12 protein-coding genes and 1 pseudogene are annotated in these 16,143 nt (G+C 28.8%); 9 read left to right on the top strand and 4 right to left on the bottom strand.

Annotated elements, in window-relative coordinates:
• The 4 genes and pseudogenes from Q0352_RS11685 to Q0352_RS11670 form a co-directional block, all read left to right on the top strand.
• Nucleotides 1-659, top strand: a pseudogene (locus tag Q0352_RS11685) (carbamoyl-phosphate synthase large subunit); the annotation flags it as partial.
• Nucleotides 660-1,121: 462 nt separating this feature from the next.
• Nucleotides 1,122-4,652 carry a pyruvate:ferredoxin (flavodoxin) oxidoreductase gene (gene nifJ, locus Q0352_RS11680; RefSeq protein ID WP_299527695.1) on the top strand — a complete coding sequence of 1,177 codons (3,531 nt, stop codon included), beginning with the start codon at nt 1,122-1,124 and terminating at the stop codon, nt 4,650-4,652.
• A 189-nt stretch (nt 4,653-4,841) separates the two neighbouring features.
• The gene (locus Q0352_RS11675) at nt 4,842-5,216 is read left to right on the top strand and encodes a HEPN domain-containing protein (RefSeq protein WP_299527693.1); all 375 of its coding nucleotides are present in this window, start codon (nt 4,842-4,844) and stop codon (nt 5,214-5,216) included.
• A 65-nt stretch (nt 5,217-5,281) separates the two neighbouring features.
• A complete protein-coding gene (locus Q0352_RS11670; RefSeq protein ID WP_299527691.1) occupies nt 5,282-6,457 on the top strand; it encodes a GlmU family protein in 1,176 nt (391 codons plus the stop codon).
• Between the two features lie 132 nt (nt 6,458-6,589).
• Here the strand turns inward: Q0352_RS11670 and Q0352_RS11665 are convergent, their stop codons facing one another.
• Genes Q0352_RS11665 through Q0352_RS11650 form a run of 4 tightly spaced genes read right to left on the bottom strand, consistent with a single transcriptional unit; the run spans nt 6,590 to nt 9,458 of the window.
• Nucleotides 6,590-7,312, bottom strand: a complete 723-nt coding sequence (locus Q0352_RS11665) for a head GIN domain-containing protein (RefSeq protein WP_299527689.1) — start codon at nt 7,310-7,312, stop codon at nt 6,590-6,592.
• Between the two features lie 10 nt (nt 7,313-7,322).
• Nucleotides 7,323-8,399 carry a hypothetical protein gene (locus Q0352_RS11660; protein WP_299527687.1) on the bottom strand — a complete coding sequence of 359 codons (1,077 nt, stop codon included), beginning with the start codon at nt 8,397-8,399 and terminating at the stop codon, nt 7,323-7,325.
• The gene (locus tag Q0352_RS11655; RefSeq protein ID WP_299527685.1) at nt 8,383-8,919 is read right to left on the bottom strand and encodes a hypothetical protein; all 537 of its coding nucleotides are present in this window, start codon (nt 8,917-8,919) and stop codon (nt 8,383-8,385) included. Before Q0352_RS11655 ends, Q0352_RS11660 begins: the two co-directional genes overlap by 17 nt.
• 2 nt (nt 8,920-8,921) lie before the next feature.
• Nucleotides 8,922-9,458 carry an RNA polymerase sigma factor gene (locus Q0352_RS11650; RefSeq protein WP_299527683.1) on the bottom strand — a complete coding sequence of 179 codons (537 nt, stop codon included), beginning with the start codon at nt 9,456-9,458 and terminating at the stop codon, nt 8,922-8,924.
• Nucleotides 9,459-9,694: 236 nt separating this feature from the next.
• Here Q0352_RS11650 and lon point away from each other — a divergent pair, with 236 nt between their 5' ends.
• From lon to Q0352_RS11625, 5 genes are all read left to right on the top strand, one after another.
• Nucleotides 9,695-12,148, top strand: a complete 2,454-nt coding sequence (lon, locus tag Q0352_RS11645) for an endopeptidase La (protein ID WP_299527681.1) — start codon at nt 9,695-9,697, stop codon at nt 12,146-12,148.
• Nucleotides 12,149-12,557: 409 nt separating this feature from the next.
• Complete coding sequence (locus Q0352_RS11640) at nt 12,558-13,283, top strand: tRNA-uridine aminocarboxypropyltransferase (RefSeq protein WP_299527680.1); 726 nt, start codon at nt 12,558-12,560, stop codon at nt 13,281-13,283.
• A gap of 248 nt (nt 13,284-13,531) precedes the next feature.
• A complete protein-coding gene (locus tag Q0352_RS11635) occupies nt 13,532-13,897 on the top strand; it encodes a hypothetical protein (protein WP_299527678.1) in 366 nt (121 codons plus the stop codon).
• Between the two features lie 130 nt (nt 13,898-14,027).
• Nucleotides 14,028-14,648, top strand: a complete 621-nt coding sequence (locus Q0352_RS11630; RefSeq protein ID WP_299527676.1) for a hypothetical protein — start codon at nt 14,028-14,030, stop codon at nt 14,646-14,648.
• Nucleotides 14,649-14,840: 192 nt separating this feature from the next.
• The gene (locus Q0352_RS11625; RefSeq protein ID WP_299527674.1) at nt 14,841-15,932 is read left to right on the top strand and encodes a TlpA disulfide reductase family protein; all 1,092 of its coding nucleotides are present in this window, start codon (nt 14,841-14,843) and stop codon (nt 15,930-15,932) included.
• Nucleotides 15,933-16,143: the final 211 nt, after the last annotated feature.

The raw sequence follows: 16,143 nt of genomic DNA, 5'->3' as shown, positions 1-16,143 counted from the left end.
AAGGAATGAAAATTGTTATCAATAAAGAAGAATTAGAAAAACACGTTGTTGATATACTTCGAAAAATACCGAATAATGTATTATTGTTAGATCATTATTTAGATGGTGCTATTGAAGCAGAGGCTGATGCAATTTGTGATGGTGAAGATGTTTATATTATTGGAATTATGGAACATATTGAGCCTTGTGGTGTTCATTCGGGAGATTCAAATGCAACTTTGCCTCCATTTAACTTGGGTGAATTTGTAATGCAACAAATAAAGGATCATACAAAAAAAATTGCATTGGCTTTAAGAACGGTTGGGTTGATAAATATTCAGTTTGCGATTAAAGATGATATTGTTTATATTATTGAAGCAAACCCTAGAGCTTCGCGTACCGTACCTTTTATTTCAAAAGCTTATAAAGAACCTTATGTTAATTATGCTACAAAAGTAATGTTGGGCGTAAATAAGGTAAAAAATTTTAACTTTAACCCTCAATTAGAAGGTTATGCTATAAAGCAACCAGTATTTTCATTTAATAAATTTCCTAATGTTGATAAAAAATTAGGGCCTGAAATGAAATCTACCGGTGAAAGTATTTTGTTTATAGATAGTTTAAAAGACGATCAATTTTATGAGTTATATTCTCGTAGAAAAATGTACTTAAACAAATAATAAAAACAGGTACTATTAACTTCTATAAGTTAGTTTCATTATAAAATAAATAATTTCTTCATTATTTATACTCATAATTCATTCTTTTACTTTTTAAAAGAATGAATTGTGAGTAATTTAAACTGTAAAACTTTTTATCAACTTCTTTTTGATAATAATTTAATAATTTTTACTAAAAGTTGAAGATTATTCAATCTTTTATTTTGTGTGTTTTGTTACACTTTTTCTTGTCTTTATGAAATTTGGTTGTTTAAATATATGTAAATCAAACATTTAAAATCGTAATTTTTATTAATTCCAAATAATTTCTGAAGCTATTTAGCTGATATATGTCATTATAATCTTTACTTAATTACTATAATTTTACCACATTAAATGGAATAGTGAATTAAATATAATTTGCAAATAAAATCTATATTAACTATTCATTTTGCAAATTATTAAGTATAAATATAAAGTATAATGAAAGAAGAGAAAAAAAAATTAATTTGTGACGCTAATGAAGCAGTTGCAATTATTGCACACAAAACAAACGAAGTTTGTGCTATTTATCCAATTACACCTGCATCACCTATGGGTGAGCATGTTGATGTATATAGTTCAAATGGACAAAAAAACATTTGGAATAATGTTCCTAGAATTGTAGAGATGCAAAGTGAAGCTGGAGCAGCAGGTGCTGTTCACGGTTCTTTACAAGGTGGAGCTCTTACAACTACCTTTACAGCATCACAAGGATTATTATTAATGATTCCTAATATGTATAAAATTGCTGGTGAATTATTGCCAAATGTTATACACGTTGCTGCAAGAACATTGGCTACACACGCATTATCAATTTTTGGAGATCACTCAGATGTGATGTCAGCTCGTTCAACAGGTTTCTCTATGTTATTTGCAGGAAATGTTCAAGAAGCACATGATTTTGCATTAATTTCTCAAGTAGCTACTTTAAAAAGTAGAGTACCTTTTATGAATATTTTTGATGGTTTTAGAACTTCACATGAAATTTCTAAAATTGATGAGATACCTGATTCAGTTATTAAATCAATGATGCCAGAAGAAAACGTAATGCAACTTAAGAAAAACGCATTAGATTCTGATAATCCTTTATTAAGAGGAACAGCACAAAACCCTGATGTATTTTTTCAAGCACGTGAAGCTGCAAATACATATTTTCAAAAAGTTCCTGGAATTGTTCAAGATACAATGGATGAATTCTATAAACAAACAGGAAGAAGATATAGCTTATTTCATTATGTAGGACACCCAGAAGCAGAAAAAGTAATTATTATTATGGGTTCTGGTGAAGGACCAGTTAATGAAACTGTTGAAACACTTGTTGAAAATGGTGAAAAAGTAGGAACATTATTTGTTCGTTTATATCGTCCATTCTCAGTAGCTGATTTCTTAGAAAGATTACCTAAAACAGTTAAAAAGGTAGCTGTATTAGATAGAACAAAAGAGCCAGGAAGTGTAGGTGAACCATTATATTTAGATGTTGTAACTTCATTTGTTGAAATGAGTGATTATATGCCAACTATTGTTGGTGGTCGTTATGGTCTTTCTTCAAAAGAATTCACGCCTGCAATGGTAAAAGGTATTTTTGATGAATTAGAAAAAAATTCTCCTAAAAACCATTTCACAATAGGTATTAATGATGATGTAACACATACAAGTTTAACATACGATCCAACATTTAAATTAAGTAAAGATACTTTTAATTGTATGTTTTATGGTTTAGGATCAGATGGTACAGTTGGAGCAAATAAAAACTCTATTAAAATTATTGGTGAAACTACCGATAATTATGTGCAAGGATATTTTGTTTATGATTCTAAAAAAGCAGGAGCTCAAACAGTATCTCATTTACGTTTTGGTCCAGACCCAATTTATTCTTCATATTTAATTAGCAATGCTAATTTTATTGCTTGTCATCAACCAAACTTCATTAATGAATATGATATTTTAAAAAATATAAAAGATGGTGGTACATTTTTATTAAACACACCACATTCTAAATATAAAATTTGGGCAGAATTACCAAGTGTAGTGCAACGTAAAATTATTGATAGTAATATTGATTTTTATGTAGTTGATGCAACTAAAGTAGCTCAAGATGCTAATTTAGGAAAACGTACAAACACAATATTACAAACGTGTTTCTTTGCAATTTCAGGTGTTTTACCTAAAGATGAAGCAATTAAGAAAATTAAAGATGCTATTGTAAAATCTTACTCTCATAAAGGTGAAGGTATTGTTGAAATGAACTTTAATGCGGTTGATAAATCTTTAGAAAACCTTCAAAAAGTTGAATATCCTCGTCAAACAACAAATGAAAATGGTTTAGTGCCTATGATGTCTGCAGATGCAGATGATTTTGTTAAAAATATTTTAGGAACTATTTTGGCAGGGAATGGAGATTCTTTACCAGTTAGTGCATTCCCAGTTGATGGAACTTTCCCAACAGGAACAACTAAATATGAAAAACGTGGTATTGCTGATGTTGTACCAACTTGGGATGATGCAGATCTTTGTACACAATGTAACAAGTGTGTAGCTATTTGTCCTCACGCTGCTATTAGAGCTAAAGTTGTTTCTAACGACTTACTTGTAAACGCTCCTGATTCATTAAAACGTGTTCCTGCAAAAGGAAGACCATTTGATAGTAAAACAGAAAGTTATATTTTACAAGTTTCTCCTGAAGATTGTACAGGATGTGATTTATGTGTTGCCGTTTGTCCAGCAGAAAGTAAAGAAATAGCAAATACATTTGCAATTAACTTAGCTAAAAAATCTGAAGTAGATAAAGTAGAAAACATACATTGGGATTACTTTATTGATCTTCCAGACTATGATAGAACTAAATTAGTTACATCAACAGTTAAAGGGTCACAATTCTTGCAACCATTGTTTGAGTTCTCAGGAGCTTGTTCAGGTTGTGGTGAAACACCATATATTAAACTAGTTACTCAATTATTTGGAGATAGTATTTCAATTGCTAATGCAACTGGTTGTTCTTCAATTTATGGAGGTAACTTACCAACAACACCTTATACTAAAAATAAAGATGGTAGAGGTCCAGCTTGGGCAAATTCATTATTTGAAGATAATGCAGAGTTTGGTTTAGGTATGAAATTAGCTTTATCTAAAAAACAAGAAATCGCATTTGATTTATTAAAATCTTTAGAAAGCAAAATAGGTAGTACGTTAGTTAATAGTTTAGTTGATAATGTTGAAGGTACAGAAACTTTAAAACAACAACAGTTAAACAGTATTGATGAATTAAATGGAATTTTAGATACTATTGATACTTATGAAGCTAAAAAACTAAGAAATCTTTCGGAATACTTACGTAAAAAAGATGTTTGGATTTTCGGTGGTGACGGTTGGGCTTATGATATTGGATATGGTGGTTTAGATCATTTATTCTCATCAGGAGAAAATATCAATATTTTAGTAATGGATACTGAGGTATATTCAAACACTGGTGGTCAAGCTTCAAAAGCTACACCAATGGGAGCAAGTGCTAAGTTCGCAATTTCAGGAAAACCAACTGCTAAGAAAAGTTTAGCTTTACAAGCAGTTTCTTATGGAAATGTATATGTTGCTCAAATTGCAATTGGAGCTAAAGATAATCAAACTTTAAAAGCAATTGAAGAAGCAGCGGCTTATCCAGGACCATCATTAATTATAGCTTATTCACATTGTGGTGAACACGGTTACGATCTAAAAGATGGAACTTTACATCAAGAAAAAGCTGTTGAAACAGGTTATTGGCCATTATTTAGATTTAATCCTTCAGCAGATAAAGGAAAGAGATTTAAATTAGATTCAAAAGCACCTTCAGCACCTTTAGAAGAGTTTATGTATACAGAAACTCGTTTCACAAGAGTTGTTAAGGAAAATGCAGAATTAGGTAAAGAACTTTTAGTTAAAGCTCAAGAACAAGTTGATGTTCAATGGGAAAGATTAGAACTTTATAAAAATCTATAAATAAATTAATTTTTATGAGTGCCAAGCGTAAAACCTTGGCACTTTTTTTGTACCTTTAAGTTAGTATTTGGATAAAATATTTTTTAAAAAATAATCTAAGTGCACTTTTAATATATTTTAAAAACTAAGAGTATATAAGCTTTAAGGAGTTTTTTCTTTAAAATTAATAATACAAAAAAATTAAATAATATGAATGCTAGATCAGTTGCTTTTTTGAAAGAAGCAGAAAAAAAACTTAAAACAGCTAAAGAAGAAATGTTTAAACCGGCTGAAGACATTGTTAGTTATTCAGTTTGTAAAAATTCACAATTTGCTATTGAAAACTTTTTAAAAGGTTATTTAGCAAAAAAGGAAGTTACCCTTCAATCTAATGAAACAATTAATTCTTTGTACACTAAATGTATTGCAATTGATGAAAATTTTAAGACCATAGATATCAATGCTATTGGTTGTAAAAACCATGCAATAGATACACGTTATTGTTCAGAAATTAATTCAGTAAGTGCTTGTTTTGATACGGCCGATAATATAGATACTTATTTAAGGAAGAATAAAATTATATAAAGCGCCATTGTTTTTAAGTTTGAAGAAGAAAAAACTTACTGTACATTTGCATAAATTATTTTGTAATGAATTATATTTTATTTGATGGTACAGTTCGTAATGCGCTTTTACCTTTTACCTACACTAGACCTGTTGCAGATATAAGAATAGGAATACTTACTATTCGCGAAAAATGGGAAAAGCAATTAGGCTTTACCACAAGTACTATTACCGAAGATTATTTAGAAGAAAAATATCCAATGGTTGAAATGGAGCAAAATATTCTAATAAATGCTTCATTTTTACCTACAAAAGCTTTAATAGAAAAAGTAAAGAATCTAAAAGCAAATCAAGCTATTTTTAAAAATGATGAAGTAATTGCATTTTTCACAAGTGAAAATCAAGAAGTAGTTAATTTGGATTCTTATGAACAAGAAGAATTTAATTTTGACTTGTTGCAAATTAAAAATTCATGGGATATATTTTCATTAAACGATCAAGCAATTAGTGATGATTTTGAATTACTTACTCAAGGAAGAAAATCACAACCCATCCCAGAAGGAGTTAAATATTTGAATAAAGAGAATATATTTATTGAGGAAGGTGCTGAAATTTTATTTTCTGTTTTAAATGCGAGTTCTGGTCCAATATATATTGGTAAAAATGCACTTGTTATGGAGGGAAGCTTAATTCGTGGTCCTTTTGCAATGGGCAATGATTCAGTTGTTAAAATGGGATCAAAAGTTTATGGAGCTACAACTTTGGGGCCTAAATGTACAATAGGAGGAGAAGTTAAAAACGTTGTTTTATTTGGTAATTCTAGTAAAGGACATGAGGGTTATTTAGGGAATTCTGTTATAGGTGAATGGTGTAATATAGGAGCAGATACTAATAATTCAAATTTAAAAAACAATTACGCTGAAGTTAGATTATGGAATTATGAAAGCGAAAAGTTTGATAAAACAGGATTGCAGTTTTGTGGATTGATGATGGGAGACCATTCTAAAAGTGCCATAAATACCATGTTTAATACAGGAACCGTAATAGGGGTAAGTTCAAATATTTATGGAAGTAATTTTCCTAGAAATTTTATTCCTTCTTTTAGTTGGGGTGGTGCAGCTGGTTTTACTACTTACCAAATTAGCAAAGCTAATGAAACTGCAAATTTAGTACTGAAACGTAAAAATGAATTGTTCGATGAAAAAGAACAGCGCATTTTAGAACATGTTTTTGAAATCACAAAAAAATATAGAAATTTTTAAAAAACAAATGTCATATTGAGCCTGTCGAAATATCTGAATGTTTAGTTGATAAATGAACTTCGACAAGCTCAATATGACAAAATGTTTTATTTACTATTTTTCAAAAGCATCTTTGTTTTTTATATAGTATTATTAGTTTTTCTTTTTAACAGAGCCTGAACCCACTGAAGATATTTTTTCAATACTTGGATTTCCTGAATAATAGATATTTCCAGAGCCTGCGCTTTTGGCATGAATTTCGTTCACGGCATTAATTTTAACATTACCTGAACCTGCAATTTTTACAGTTGCCTTTAAAGCTTTTAGATCATAACCATTTACATTTCCAGAGCCAGCAATGCTACATTCAAATTCATTAGAATCTCCTTCTAAAGTCATATTACCTGATCCAGCAATACTTGATGTTAATTTTTTTGATGAAACATTTAAAGTCATACTCCCAGAACCTGCTAATTTTAAAGTCAAATCTGAAGTAGCTATCACATCTTTAGAAATTACATCTCCTGAACCGGCTAATGATACGGCGTTAATAGTTTCAAATGGGACAGTGATATTTATGGTTTTATTTGTTCTAATATTAAAACCTTTTTTTATATGAATCTTTAAATCTCCATTTTTCACTTCAGTAATAATGTAATCCATTAAATTTTCATCTGCTTTAACAGTAATTTCACCTTCTTTTCCTTTTAATAATTCAACATCAAAAGAGCCAGCAACTGCAACTTTATCGTAATCAGAAACGGTTCTAGTTTTTGTGATAATAGTACCATTTCCTTTAATTTTTTTTGTAAACATTTGTGCATTTAAGTTTGCACTTATAATTAAGAATGCTAAAATACTTGTAAATAGTTTCATAGTTAAATTTTTAATTGTTAGTAAAAGATACACTTCCGTAGCTAGATTTTATTGTAATAGTATTTCCAGAATTGGGTGAATTATAATAACCTTCATAATGTTTTGAAGTTGATTTTGTTATTTCTTTATTAAAAGTAAAACCACTGTCATATTTTAATCCGCCGTAATTTAAAGATGCAACAATATTAAAAGATGTATTTGGGTTTACACCGAATTTTAATCCTGTATAAGAAGAAACAACTTTTAAATTTTTGAAATTTCCGCCTAATTCATTTATTTTAATTGAACCATAATCCGTGTCAAAATCTCCAGACCCTCTTAATATTCCAACATTAGTATGCATATAATCGCTATTACCAGAAAGGTTTCCGCAATCTTCAACTTTTAAATCGCCATAGTCACAGTTATAATCTAAACTTACCAACACCCCAAAAGAGATATGTGAATAGTCTGCATCCAAATTAATTCTTCCTGCTTTTTCAACGTGAAGCGAAGAATAATCAGCATTAATTTCACCATCTCTCATAAATTCTATGGTTGACTTATTGGTATAATCTATATTTATATGATTAGAATTGTTTAATAATTCACCAATATTTATTTTTCCATAATCACAATTAATTTTAGAGGTTCCTTCAAGCTTATCTAAACTAATTGCCCCATAATCGTTACTTAAATCTACATTGTTTGTAACTGGCATTTTAATAACATAATCTATTTGCATATTTACATTATTACTTTTTCCCCAAATATTCCAAGAACTTGTATTTTTTTCAATCATCGTTTTGGCAGAAACATAATTAGTAGTTGCGCTAAATTCAACATCAATTTGTTTTAAACGCTTTTCTACTTTTTCTTCGTCATTTCCATTGGTTGTAATAGTTACATCAATAATAATTTTGTTTTCATTCCAAGTAGCAATAACAATGTTTCCATATTTATTAGTTACATTTAATGTAGCATCATTAGTTACTTTAAATTCTTTTTTTATAGTTTTCGACTTGGTATATTTTCCTTTTTTCTCAGTTGCCGTAATGGTAAGTGGGATTAGAAAAAGAATAAATAGTATTTTATACATAGTTTTCATCGTCTTGTTTTTTTAATTGTTTAACATCTTCAATTTGATTTAATAAGCTTTGTAAAATAGTAACACGCTGTTGAAAATTTGAAATCATTGCGTAAATGATTCTTTTATCTTCAGTACTTTCTTTGAGCTCTAAAGTAAGTGCAGTGTATTGGTTCTCTAATATATTTAATTGTTCAAGAGTATCGTTAATTAGTTGTTCAGTAGTACTGTTACGTTCATTTTCTATAGTTGAAAGTTCAGTTTTAATAACAGAAACAAAATAACTTTGTGTTTCTTCCATTTCTGGTGAAATACCAGCTAATTCCATTCCATTATTTGAAAATGAAGCGCCAAGCCAAACTCCAAAGAGTAAAACTACTGAAGCCGCAACAGCAACATATGAAAATAGTCTATAATTTTTTTTACGTGTTGAGTTATTATTTAATTTAGCTTCAAATCTGTTGAAATGCCCAATAGTTGGTTCTTCAATATCAAATTGATTTTCTAAATTTTTAAATATATTTTCTAAATTATCTTTCATTTTTATTGAGATAAAAGTTGTCTTAATTTATTTTTTGCTCTTGAAACGGTTGTTCGGCTATTTTCATAACTTATATCCATAATTTGAGCTATTTCTTCATAATCATATCCTTCAATTAAGTTAAGCGTGATAGCCACTTTATAATTATTTTTTAGTTGTGAAACTTTATTTAAAATATCACTTGCCTTCAGTATGCTATAATCTTGTTTTTCTTCATCAACTTCATTTATCACCACCTTTTCTATTGGAACAGTATCTAGTCTATTGTTATTTTTTAAAGCGGTTAAACTTTTATTTATTACAATTCTTTTTAGCCAAGCTCCAAAAGTTACAGTTTCACTAAAAGAATCTAATTTTGTAAAAGCTGCTAAAAAAGATTCTTGCATGACATCTTCGGCTTCAAAACTATCGTTTACAATTCTTAAAGCAGTATTATACATTGCTTTATAGTATTGCTTGTAGATTGCAAATTGAGCAGCTTTATCTCCTTTTTTACAACGTTTTACTAGTTGGTTATTATGTTGAATTTGTACCTCCAAAAGTTGATTTCTATTTAAAAGACATTGTTATTTATAAACTGTTACAGTTTTATATAAAGTTACTAAAAAAAATAGTGTTTGATATTATCTTATTTGGCATAACAATTGAAATTTAAAAGGAGAGAAGATAGTTAGTATAAATATAAACTATTGATAATCAGAAAAATAAATTATTTTTGTTTTTGTATTTTTTTTAAAAGAGAATTTATGAATGACAAAATGACCAAATAAAATCTATGAGTAATTCAAAATTCTTAAAATTAGACAATATGTCATTACAGCACATTTTAGATGAAGATGCTGATTTAATACCTTTAATGACCCCTGAAGATGAAGAAGAAATAAATAATGAAGAAATCCCTGAGATTTTACCAATATTGCCTTTACGTAATACGGTATTGTTTCCAGGAGTAGTAATTCCTATTACGGCTGGTCGTGATAAATCAATACAATTAATTAAAGAAGCAAACAAAGGCAATAAAATTATTGGAGTTGTAGCTCAAAAAAATGAAAGTATTGAAGATCCAACAATTAATGATGTTCATAAAGTTGGAACAGTAGCTCGTATTTTAAGAATGCTTAAAATGCCTGATGGTAATATAACAGTTATTATTCAGGGTAAAAAACAATTTGAGATTGATACTTTTGTGCAAGAAGAGCCTTATTTTCAGGCAACTACAAAAGCACACGTTGAAGATAGATCTGAAGAAAAAGAACCTGAATTTGAGGCTATTATAGATTCTATAAAAGAAATGGCTGTTCGAATTATTAAGGAAAATCCGAATTTACCTTCTGAAGCTTCTTTTGCTATTAAAAATATTGAGAGTAATCCATTCTTAATAAATTTTGTTTCTTCTAATATGAACTTAAAAGTATCAGAGAAGCAAGAGTTATTAGAAACAAAAAACTTAAAAGATAGAGCTTTACTGACGTTGAAAAAGATGGATGCTGAATTACAGCGTTTAGAATTACGCAATGTTATTCAATCTAAAACACGTTCTGATATGGATCAGCAACAACGTGAATATTATTTGCATCAGCAATTAAAAACAATTCAAGAAGAATTAGGTGGTGTTTCGTATGATGAGGAATTGGAAGAAATGCGTGTAAAGTCTAAATCTAAAAAATGGAATGAAGATATTCAAGAAACATTTGATAAGGAATTAGGTCGTTTGCAACGTATGAATCCGCAAGCCGCTGAATATTCTGTTCAACGAAATTATTTGGACTTGTTGTTAGATTTACCTTGGAATGAATATTCAAAAGATAAATTTGATTTAAAGCGAGCTCAAAAAATATTAGATAGAGATCACTTTGGTTTAGAGGAAGTTAAAGAACGTATCATTGAGCATTTGGCAGTATTAAAATTAAAAGGAGATATGAAATCGCCTATAATTTGTTTATACGGCCCTCCTGGAGTTGGTAAAACTTCTTTAGGAAAATCAATTGCTGAAGCTTTAGGAAGAAAATATGTAAGAATGTCTTTAGGTGGTCTTCGTGATGAAGCTGAAATTCGTGGACATAGAAAAACATATATTGGTGCAATGCCAGGTAGAATTATTAAAGACATTAAAAAAGCGGGAACGTCAAATCCTGTTTTTGTATTAGATGAGATTGATAAATTAGCTTCTTCAAGTCATAATGGAGATCCATCTTCAGCAATGTTAGAAGTGCTAGATCCTGAGCAAAACACTACTTTTTACGATAATTATTTAGAAAAAGATTATGATCTTTCTAAAGTTCTTTTTGTAGCAACAGCAAATAGTTTATCAACTATTCCTTGGGCTTTAAGAGATAGAATGGAAATTATCAATGTTTCTGGTTATACCATTGAAGAGAAAGTTGAAATTGGAAAACGTCATTTGTTACCAAAGCAATTAAAAGAACACGGATTAACAAAAGAACATTTATTGATAGGGAAGAAGCAATTAGAAAAAATTGTGGAAGCTTATACACGTGAATCTGGAGTTAGAGGTTTAGAAAAACAAATAGCTAAAATGGTTCGTTTTGCTGCAAAATCTATTGCAATGGAGGAAACTTATGAAGTTAAAATTACCAATGAAATTATTGAAAAAGTTTTAGGGCCATCGCATTTAGAACGAGATAAATATGAAAGTAACGATGTTGCTGGTGTTGTAACTGGCTTAGCGTGGACAAGTGTTGGAGGTGATATTTTATTTATTGAATCTATTATTTCAAAAGGTAAAGGACTTACAATTACTGGAAATTTAGGGAAAGTAATGAAAGAATCTGCAACAATTGCTATGGAATATATTAGAGCAAATGCAAGCGATTTCGGAATTGACAGTAAAATATTAGACGAATATAAAGTACATATTCACGTTCCTGAAGGTGCAACGCCTAAAGATGGTCCAAGTGCAGGGATTACCATGCTAACATCATTAGTATCAGTATTTACACAAAGAAAAGTGAAAGCTCACATAGCAATGACAGGTGAAATTACTTTAAGAGGAAAAGTATTGCCAGTTGGAGGAATAAAAGAGAAAATTTTAGCGGCAAAAAGAGCAAATATAAAAGAGTTAATTCTTTCTATTGAAAATAGAAAAGATATAGAAGAAATTAAACAATCTTATTTAACAGGATTAACATTTAAATATGTTTCTGAAATGAAAGAAGTTATAGATTTAGCTTTAACAAAACAAAAAGTTAAAAACGCTAAAAAATTATAAAAATAGAAGTGACTTTCTAAAAAGTTAATAAAATTTATTTTATTAAACGGAGCTTGTAAAAATTAATATTGATTATCAATCAGTATTAATTTTTACAAGCTTTTTAATTTTGTATTAAATATTGGCTAGTAGTAACATTGGTGAAAACATAGTAAAAACTATAATTTCAAAGAAAAATTTATAGCGATCTAAATATCTTCACTTCCAAAATATCAAATTCAATCAAAATGACTTATATCATACTTCTTTGGCTGAATTAAACCTATTTTAGTACATCAAAAATTGCAATTTCAAAATAAATTTAAATAGTAACAATATGCTTTTATCACTTACTATAAATTCATAAAGAATCTTTTTTGTTTAGATAAAAGGAGTTATGGGCAATTAGAAAAATAAAAAGATATTCACCTTGCAAGTAGAAATAAATAATCCAAGAATCAAATGTTACAAATGCATGAGGCCTTCAAGCTCATGTATTTGTAAACACACTAATCCTATCCAGACTGAGACTCGTTTTATTATTCTTATGCACCCCAAGGAGTATAAAAAAGAAAAAAACGGAACGGGAGTTATGACTAATCTCCAACTTGAAAATTCGGAAATTATAGTTGGTGTCGATTTTACCAATAATAATCGTGTAAATGAAATACTGACTAAAGAAACAAGTTGTTCTTTCTTACTTTATCCGGGAAAAGATAATTTCAACTTATCGATAAGAAAAAGTTCAGAAATAAATTCTTTTATGGGTAATAATCCACACGTCTTCATTCTCGATGGCACATGGCCCTGCGCCCGTAAAATGCTTAAACTAAGTAAGAACTTACAAAAACTAGAAAGAGTGAGTTTTGATAATAAAATTCAATCAAAATTTATTATCAAGCAGCAGCCAGAATCTCTTTGTCTTAGTACTATTGAGTCAGTCTATACTGTCTTAAATTTACTTAAGGAAGGTGACTTAGAGCAATGCGAGACGAAGGATTTTCTTATTCCTTTTGAAAAAATGCTAGAGTATCAAGTCGAATGTATTCTAAACCCAAATAATAAGCACTATCGTTCAAGTACGAACAGAGAGATTATTACTAAGAACATGTATAAGAAGAATGCGCAAAGAACTATTATTTTTGAACAAGAATAGATGTAATTACTGAATCAATAAGGAAGATATAATGAAATTAAGAATTATAAATTTGAAATTATAAAAACTGGCTATAACAATGGGTATAATTCATTGCTGGGTTTGGTAATTGTACGATTATCATTCTGTATATTTAACCTGATTTATACGCCTGAAAATCCTAGCGGATTTACAGCTAAACCGTTGCCTTTAATTGCTAAAAAATATTAAAAACATCAACTTATAATTATAGTCAAACAAAAAAATTTATGAAAAAAAATTATTTTAGCCTTATCGGATTCGCAGTCATTCTGATAATAAATTATGCTTTAAGTCATTATATCAAACAGGACTTTACAGAAAATTTGAATAACATTGATTTTTATAAAATTTTAAAACAAAGTTTGCATCCACCTTTCATTTTTCTTTTCATTATATTTTTTTCCAGAAATAGTTTAAGGGCTACCACTTTTACACTATTTATTTTTGGCTATATGATTATTGAGTTTATTTTTAGATATTTTAATGAAAAAGATATCTTTGAATATAACTATATAATTGGAATGATTGTTGGGCTGATATTAGTTTTCTTAATTGATTGGATTAAAGAGAAAATAGTTATCAATAAAAAGTGAAAACTCTAAAATGATTAGAAGTAACGCCACCTTTATTATGAAACACGTTAAATCGAATGAACTATTATCTTTCAAACCCAATATATCACACAAAATTTCAATAGATCTAGTGTAAATAAATATTATCGTTATGAATAAAAAAGTATCCTTATTTTGCTTCACAATTTTTGTTTTTACCCTTTTTGGGTGTAATAATAATGATGAACCTATTACCCCTTCTCCATATTGTTATGTTTCAGCAGATTATCATTTTTCTGGTTATGTAAATGGTATTTCTAAATCATTTGTTAGCAATAGTAAAAATTACCAAGAATATGTTGGTAGTGAGATGTTAGGAGGGGAAGAACCAATTGGTAGATTTGTTGTTGGAATTAATACATGGCCATTAAATATTGGAGATGAGGCTATATATATTCGTACCCCAAAAGTTAACCTCAAAGATGCTGATGAAGTCGCCTCTTTATTTCCCCGTGGTGAACTGAGTCTAGAGCAACGCAAAGATTTTAAACTACTTTATGAAACTATATTAGATGTAAATAACTATCAATCTGAAAGATTTGAAGGTAAATTTGATGAAGATTCTACAATAGAAATTTGTAAAATTGAAAAAATTTATAGCTCTAATGGATATACAAATTATAAGGTTAGTATGATTTTTAATTGTAAACTTTATAGTGTAGGCTTAAATGGAGAATCAAAAGGAGAGATAAAGAATGGGGAAATTACTGGTTTGATAAGCGTCCCTTATTAATAAAATATTATTCTGAATTTGTAAACAACAAAAGACTAACAATGGCTATACTGCATTACGATGAATTTTCTTCAACGGAAAATCCTGTATATTTACTAACCAATTGTCTTGTACGAAATAATCTTGCTGATTTTTCCGTAATGACAGCATAGCCTAAGCCATTGGACATAATTAAAAAAAAATTAAAAAACTATGAAAAAAATAACGATCATCCTTAGCTTAATTTTGATTTCTTGTAATTTTAGTCAAGACAAAGAATCAAACTCTAATAAAAGTAATTCTTTAAAGTTGACTGGAACAATTGAGAATCTGAAAGACAGCTTAACAGTTGTGTTGTATAAAATGGATAGTCGTAACTTTTACGGAAAGAATATTGATTCCATCTTATCATTGAATGGAACATTTGAACTGAAAATTGACAACATTGAACCGAGTGAATATATGATTATGATTCTTGACTACAAGAATATGGTCGCTAAAAGAAATTCCTTTTGGCTTGATAAAGGTGATGTATCTATAATTGGAACCTATGATGATTTTGAAAATGCTAAAATCAATGGTTCTAAACTAACAGAGTTATCTAAAAGATATTTTGCAATAAGTGAGAAGTACAGTAACCAAATGAAAAATGGTGAAATTGAGTTGAAAGATTTTCATAAGGGTATAAATATAGAACAATTAAATTTTCTCTTTGAAAACCCTAATAATACAGTTTCGCTGAGTAACTTTTTATCTTATACAGATAAATTAAGTAAAGATAGTCTTCAATTATTCTATTCTAAACTTGACAACCAACTTCAAAATTCAACATACGGGATTGCTTTAAAAAACAGTTTTGAAATCGAAAAAATAAAGATTGGTAAACCTTTTATAGATATAAGCGCAAAGGATTTAGAAGGTAATATTGTAAAACTTTCTGATTTTAAAGGTAAAGTTATTGTATTAGATTTTTGGGCAATATGGTGTCATTATTGTCACGAACAGAACCAAGAGGAATTTCCAAGACTTAAGGAAAAATACAAAAATGAAGATTTTGTTATTATTAGTTACTCTGTTGATGTAGATAAAAAAGATTGGGAAAAATCAACGAAAACTGACAACATTGATTGGATAAACATTTCAAATTTACGAGGTGTTTCAGACAAAGTTGTAACTCAATATGGAGTTCAAGGTTATCCGACAAGCTTTATTATCGATAAAGATGGAACTATTATAAAACAAATGAATGGTTATGAATATAATGCACTTGAAATAGAATTAGATAAGATATTTGATATAAAATAACAAGATACATTGTGCTTAATTACGAAAAAGATGCTTGAAAAGATTATTAAATACCAAAACGACTCAGAAAAAAACTTTGAAACAAAGAAAAGTTTAAAATCGATTATAAATTATATAATTGCTTTTATTCTATTTTTTATATCAACAATTATTGCAGCATTTACATTTCCTTTTAGATTTGTTTTTAAAAAAATATTTAAGAGAATTGATA

The organism is uncultured Lutibacter sp., from assembly GCF_937891065.1.
Taxonomy (GTDB): domain Bacteria; phylum Bacteroidota; class Bacteroidia; order Flavobacteriales; family Flavobacteriaceae; genus Lutibacter.
The sequence above is the reverse complement of the archived record's forward strand: the minus strand, read 5'-3'. Positions and strand labels throughout refer to the sequence as shown.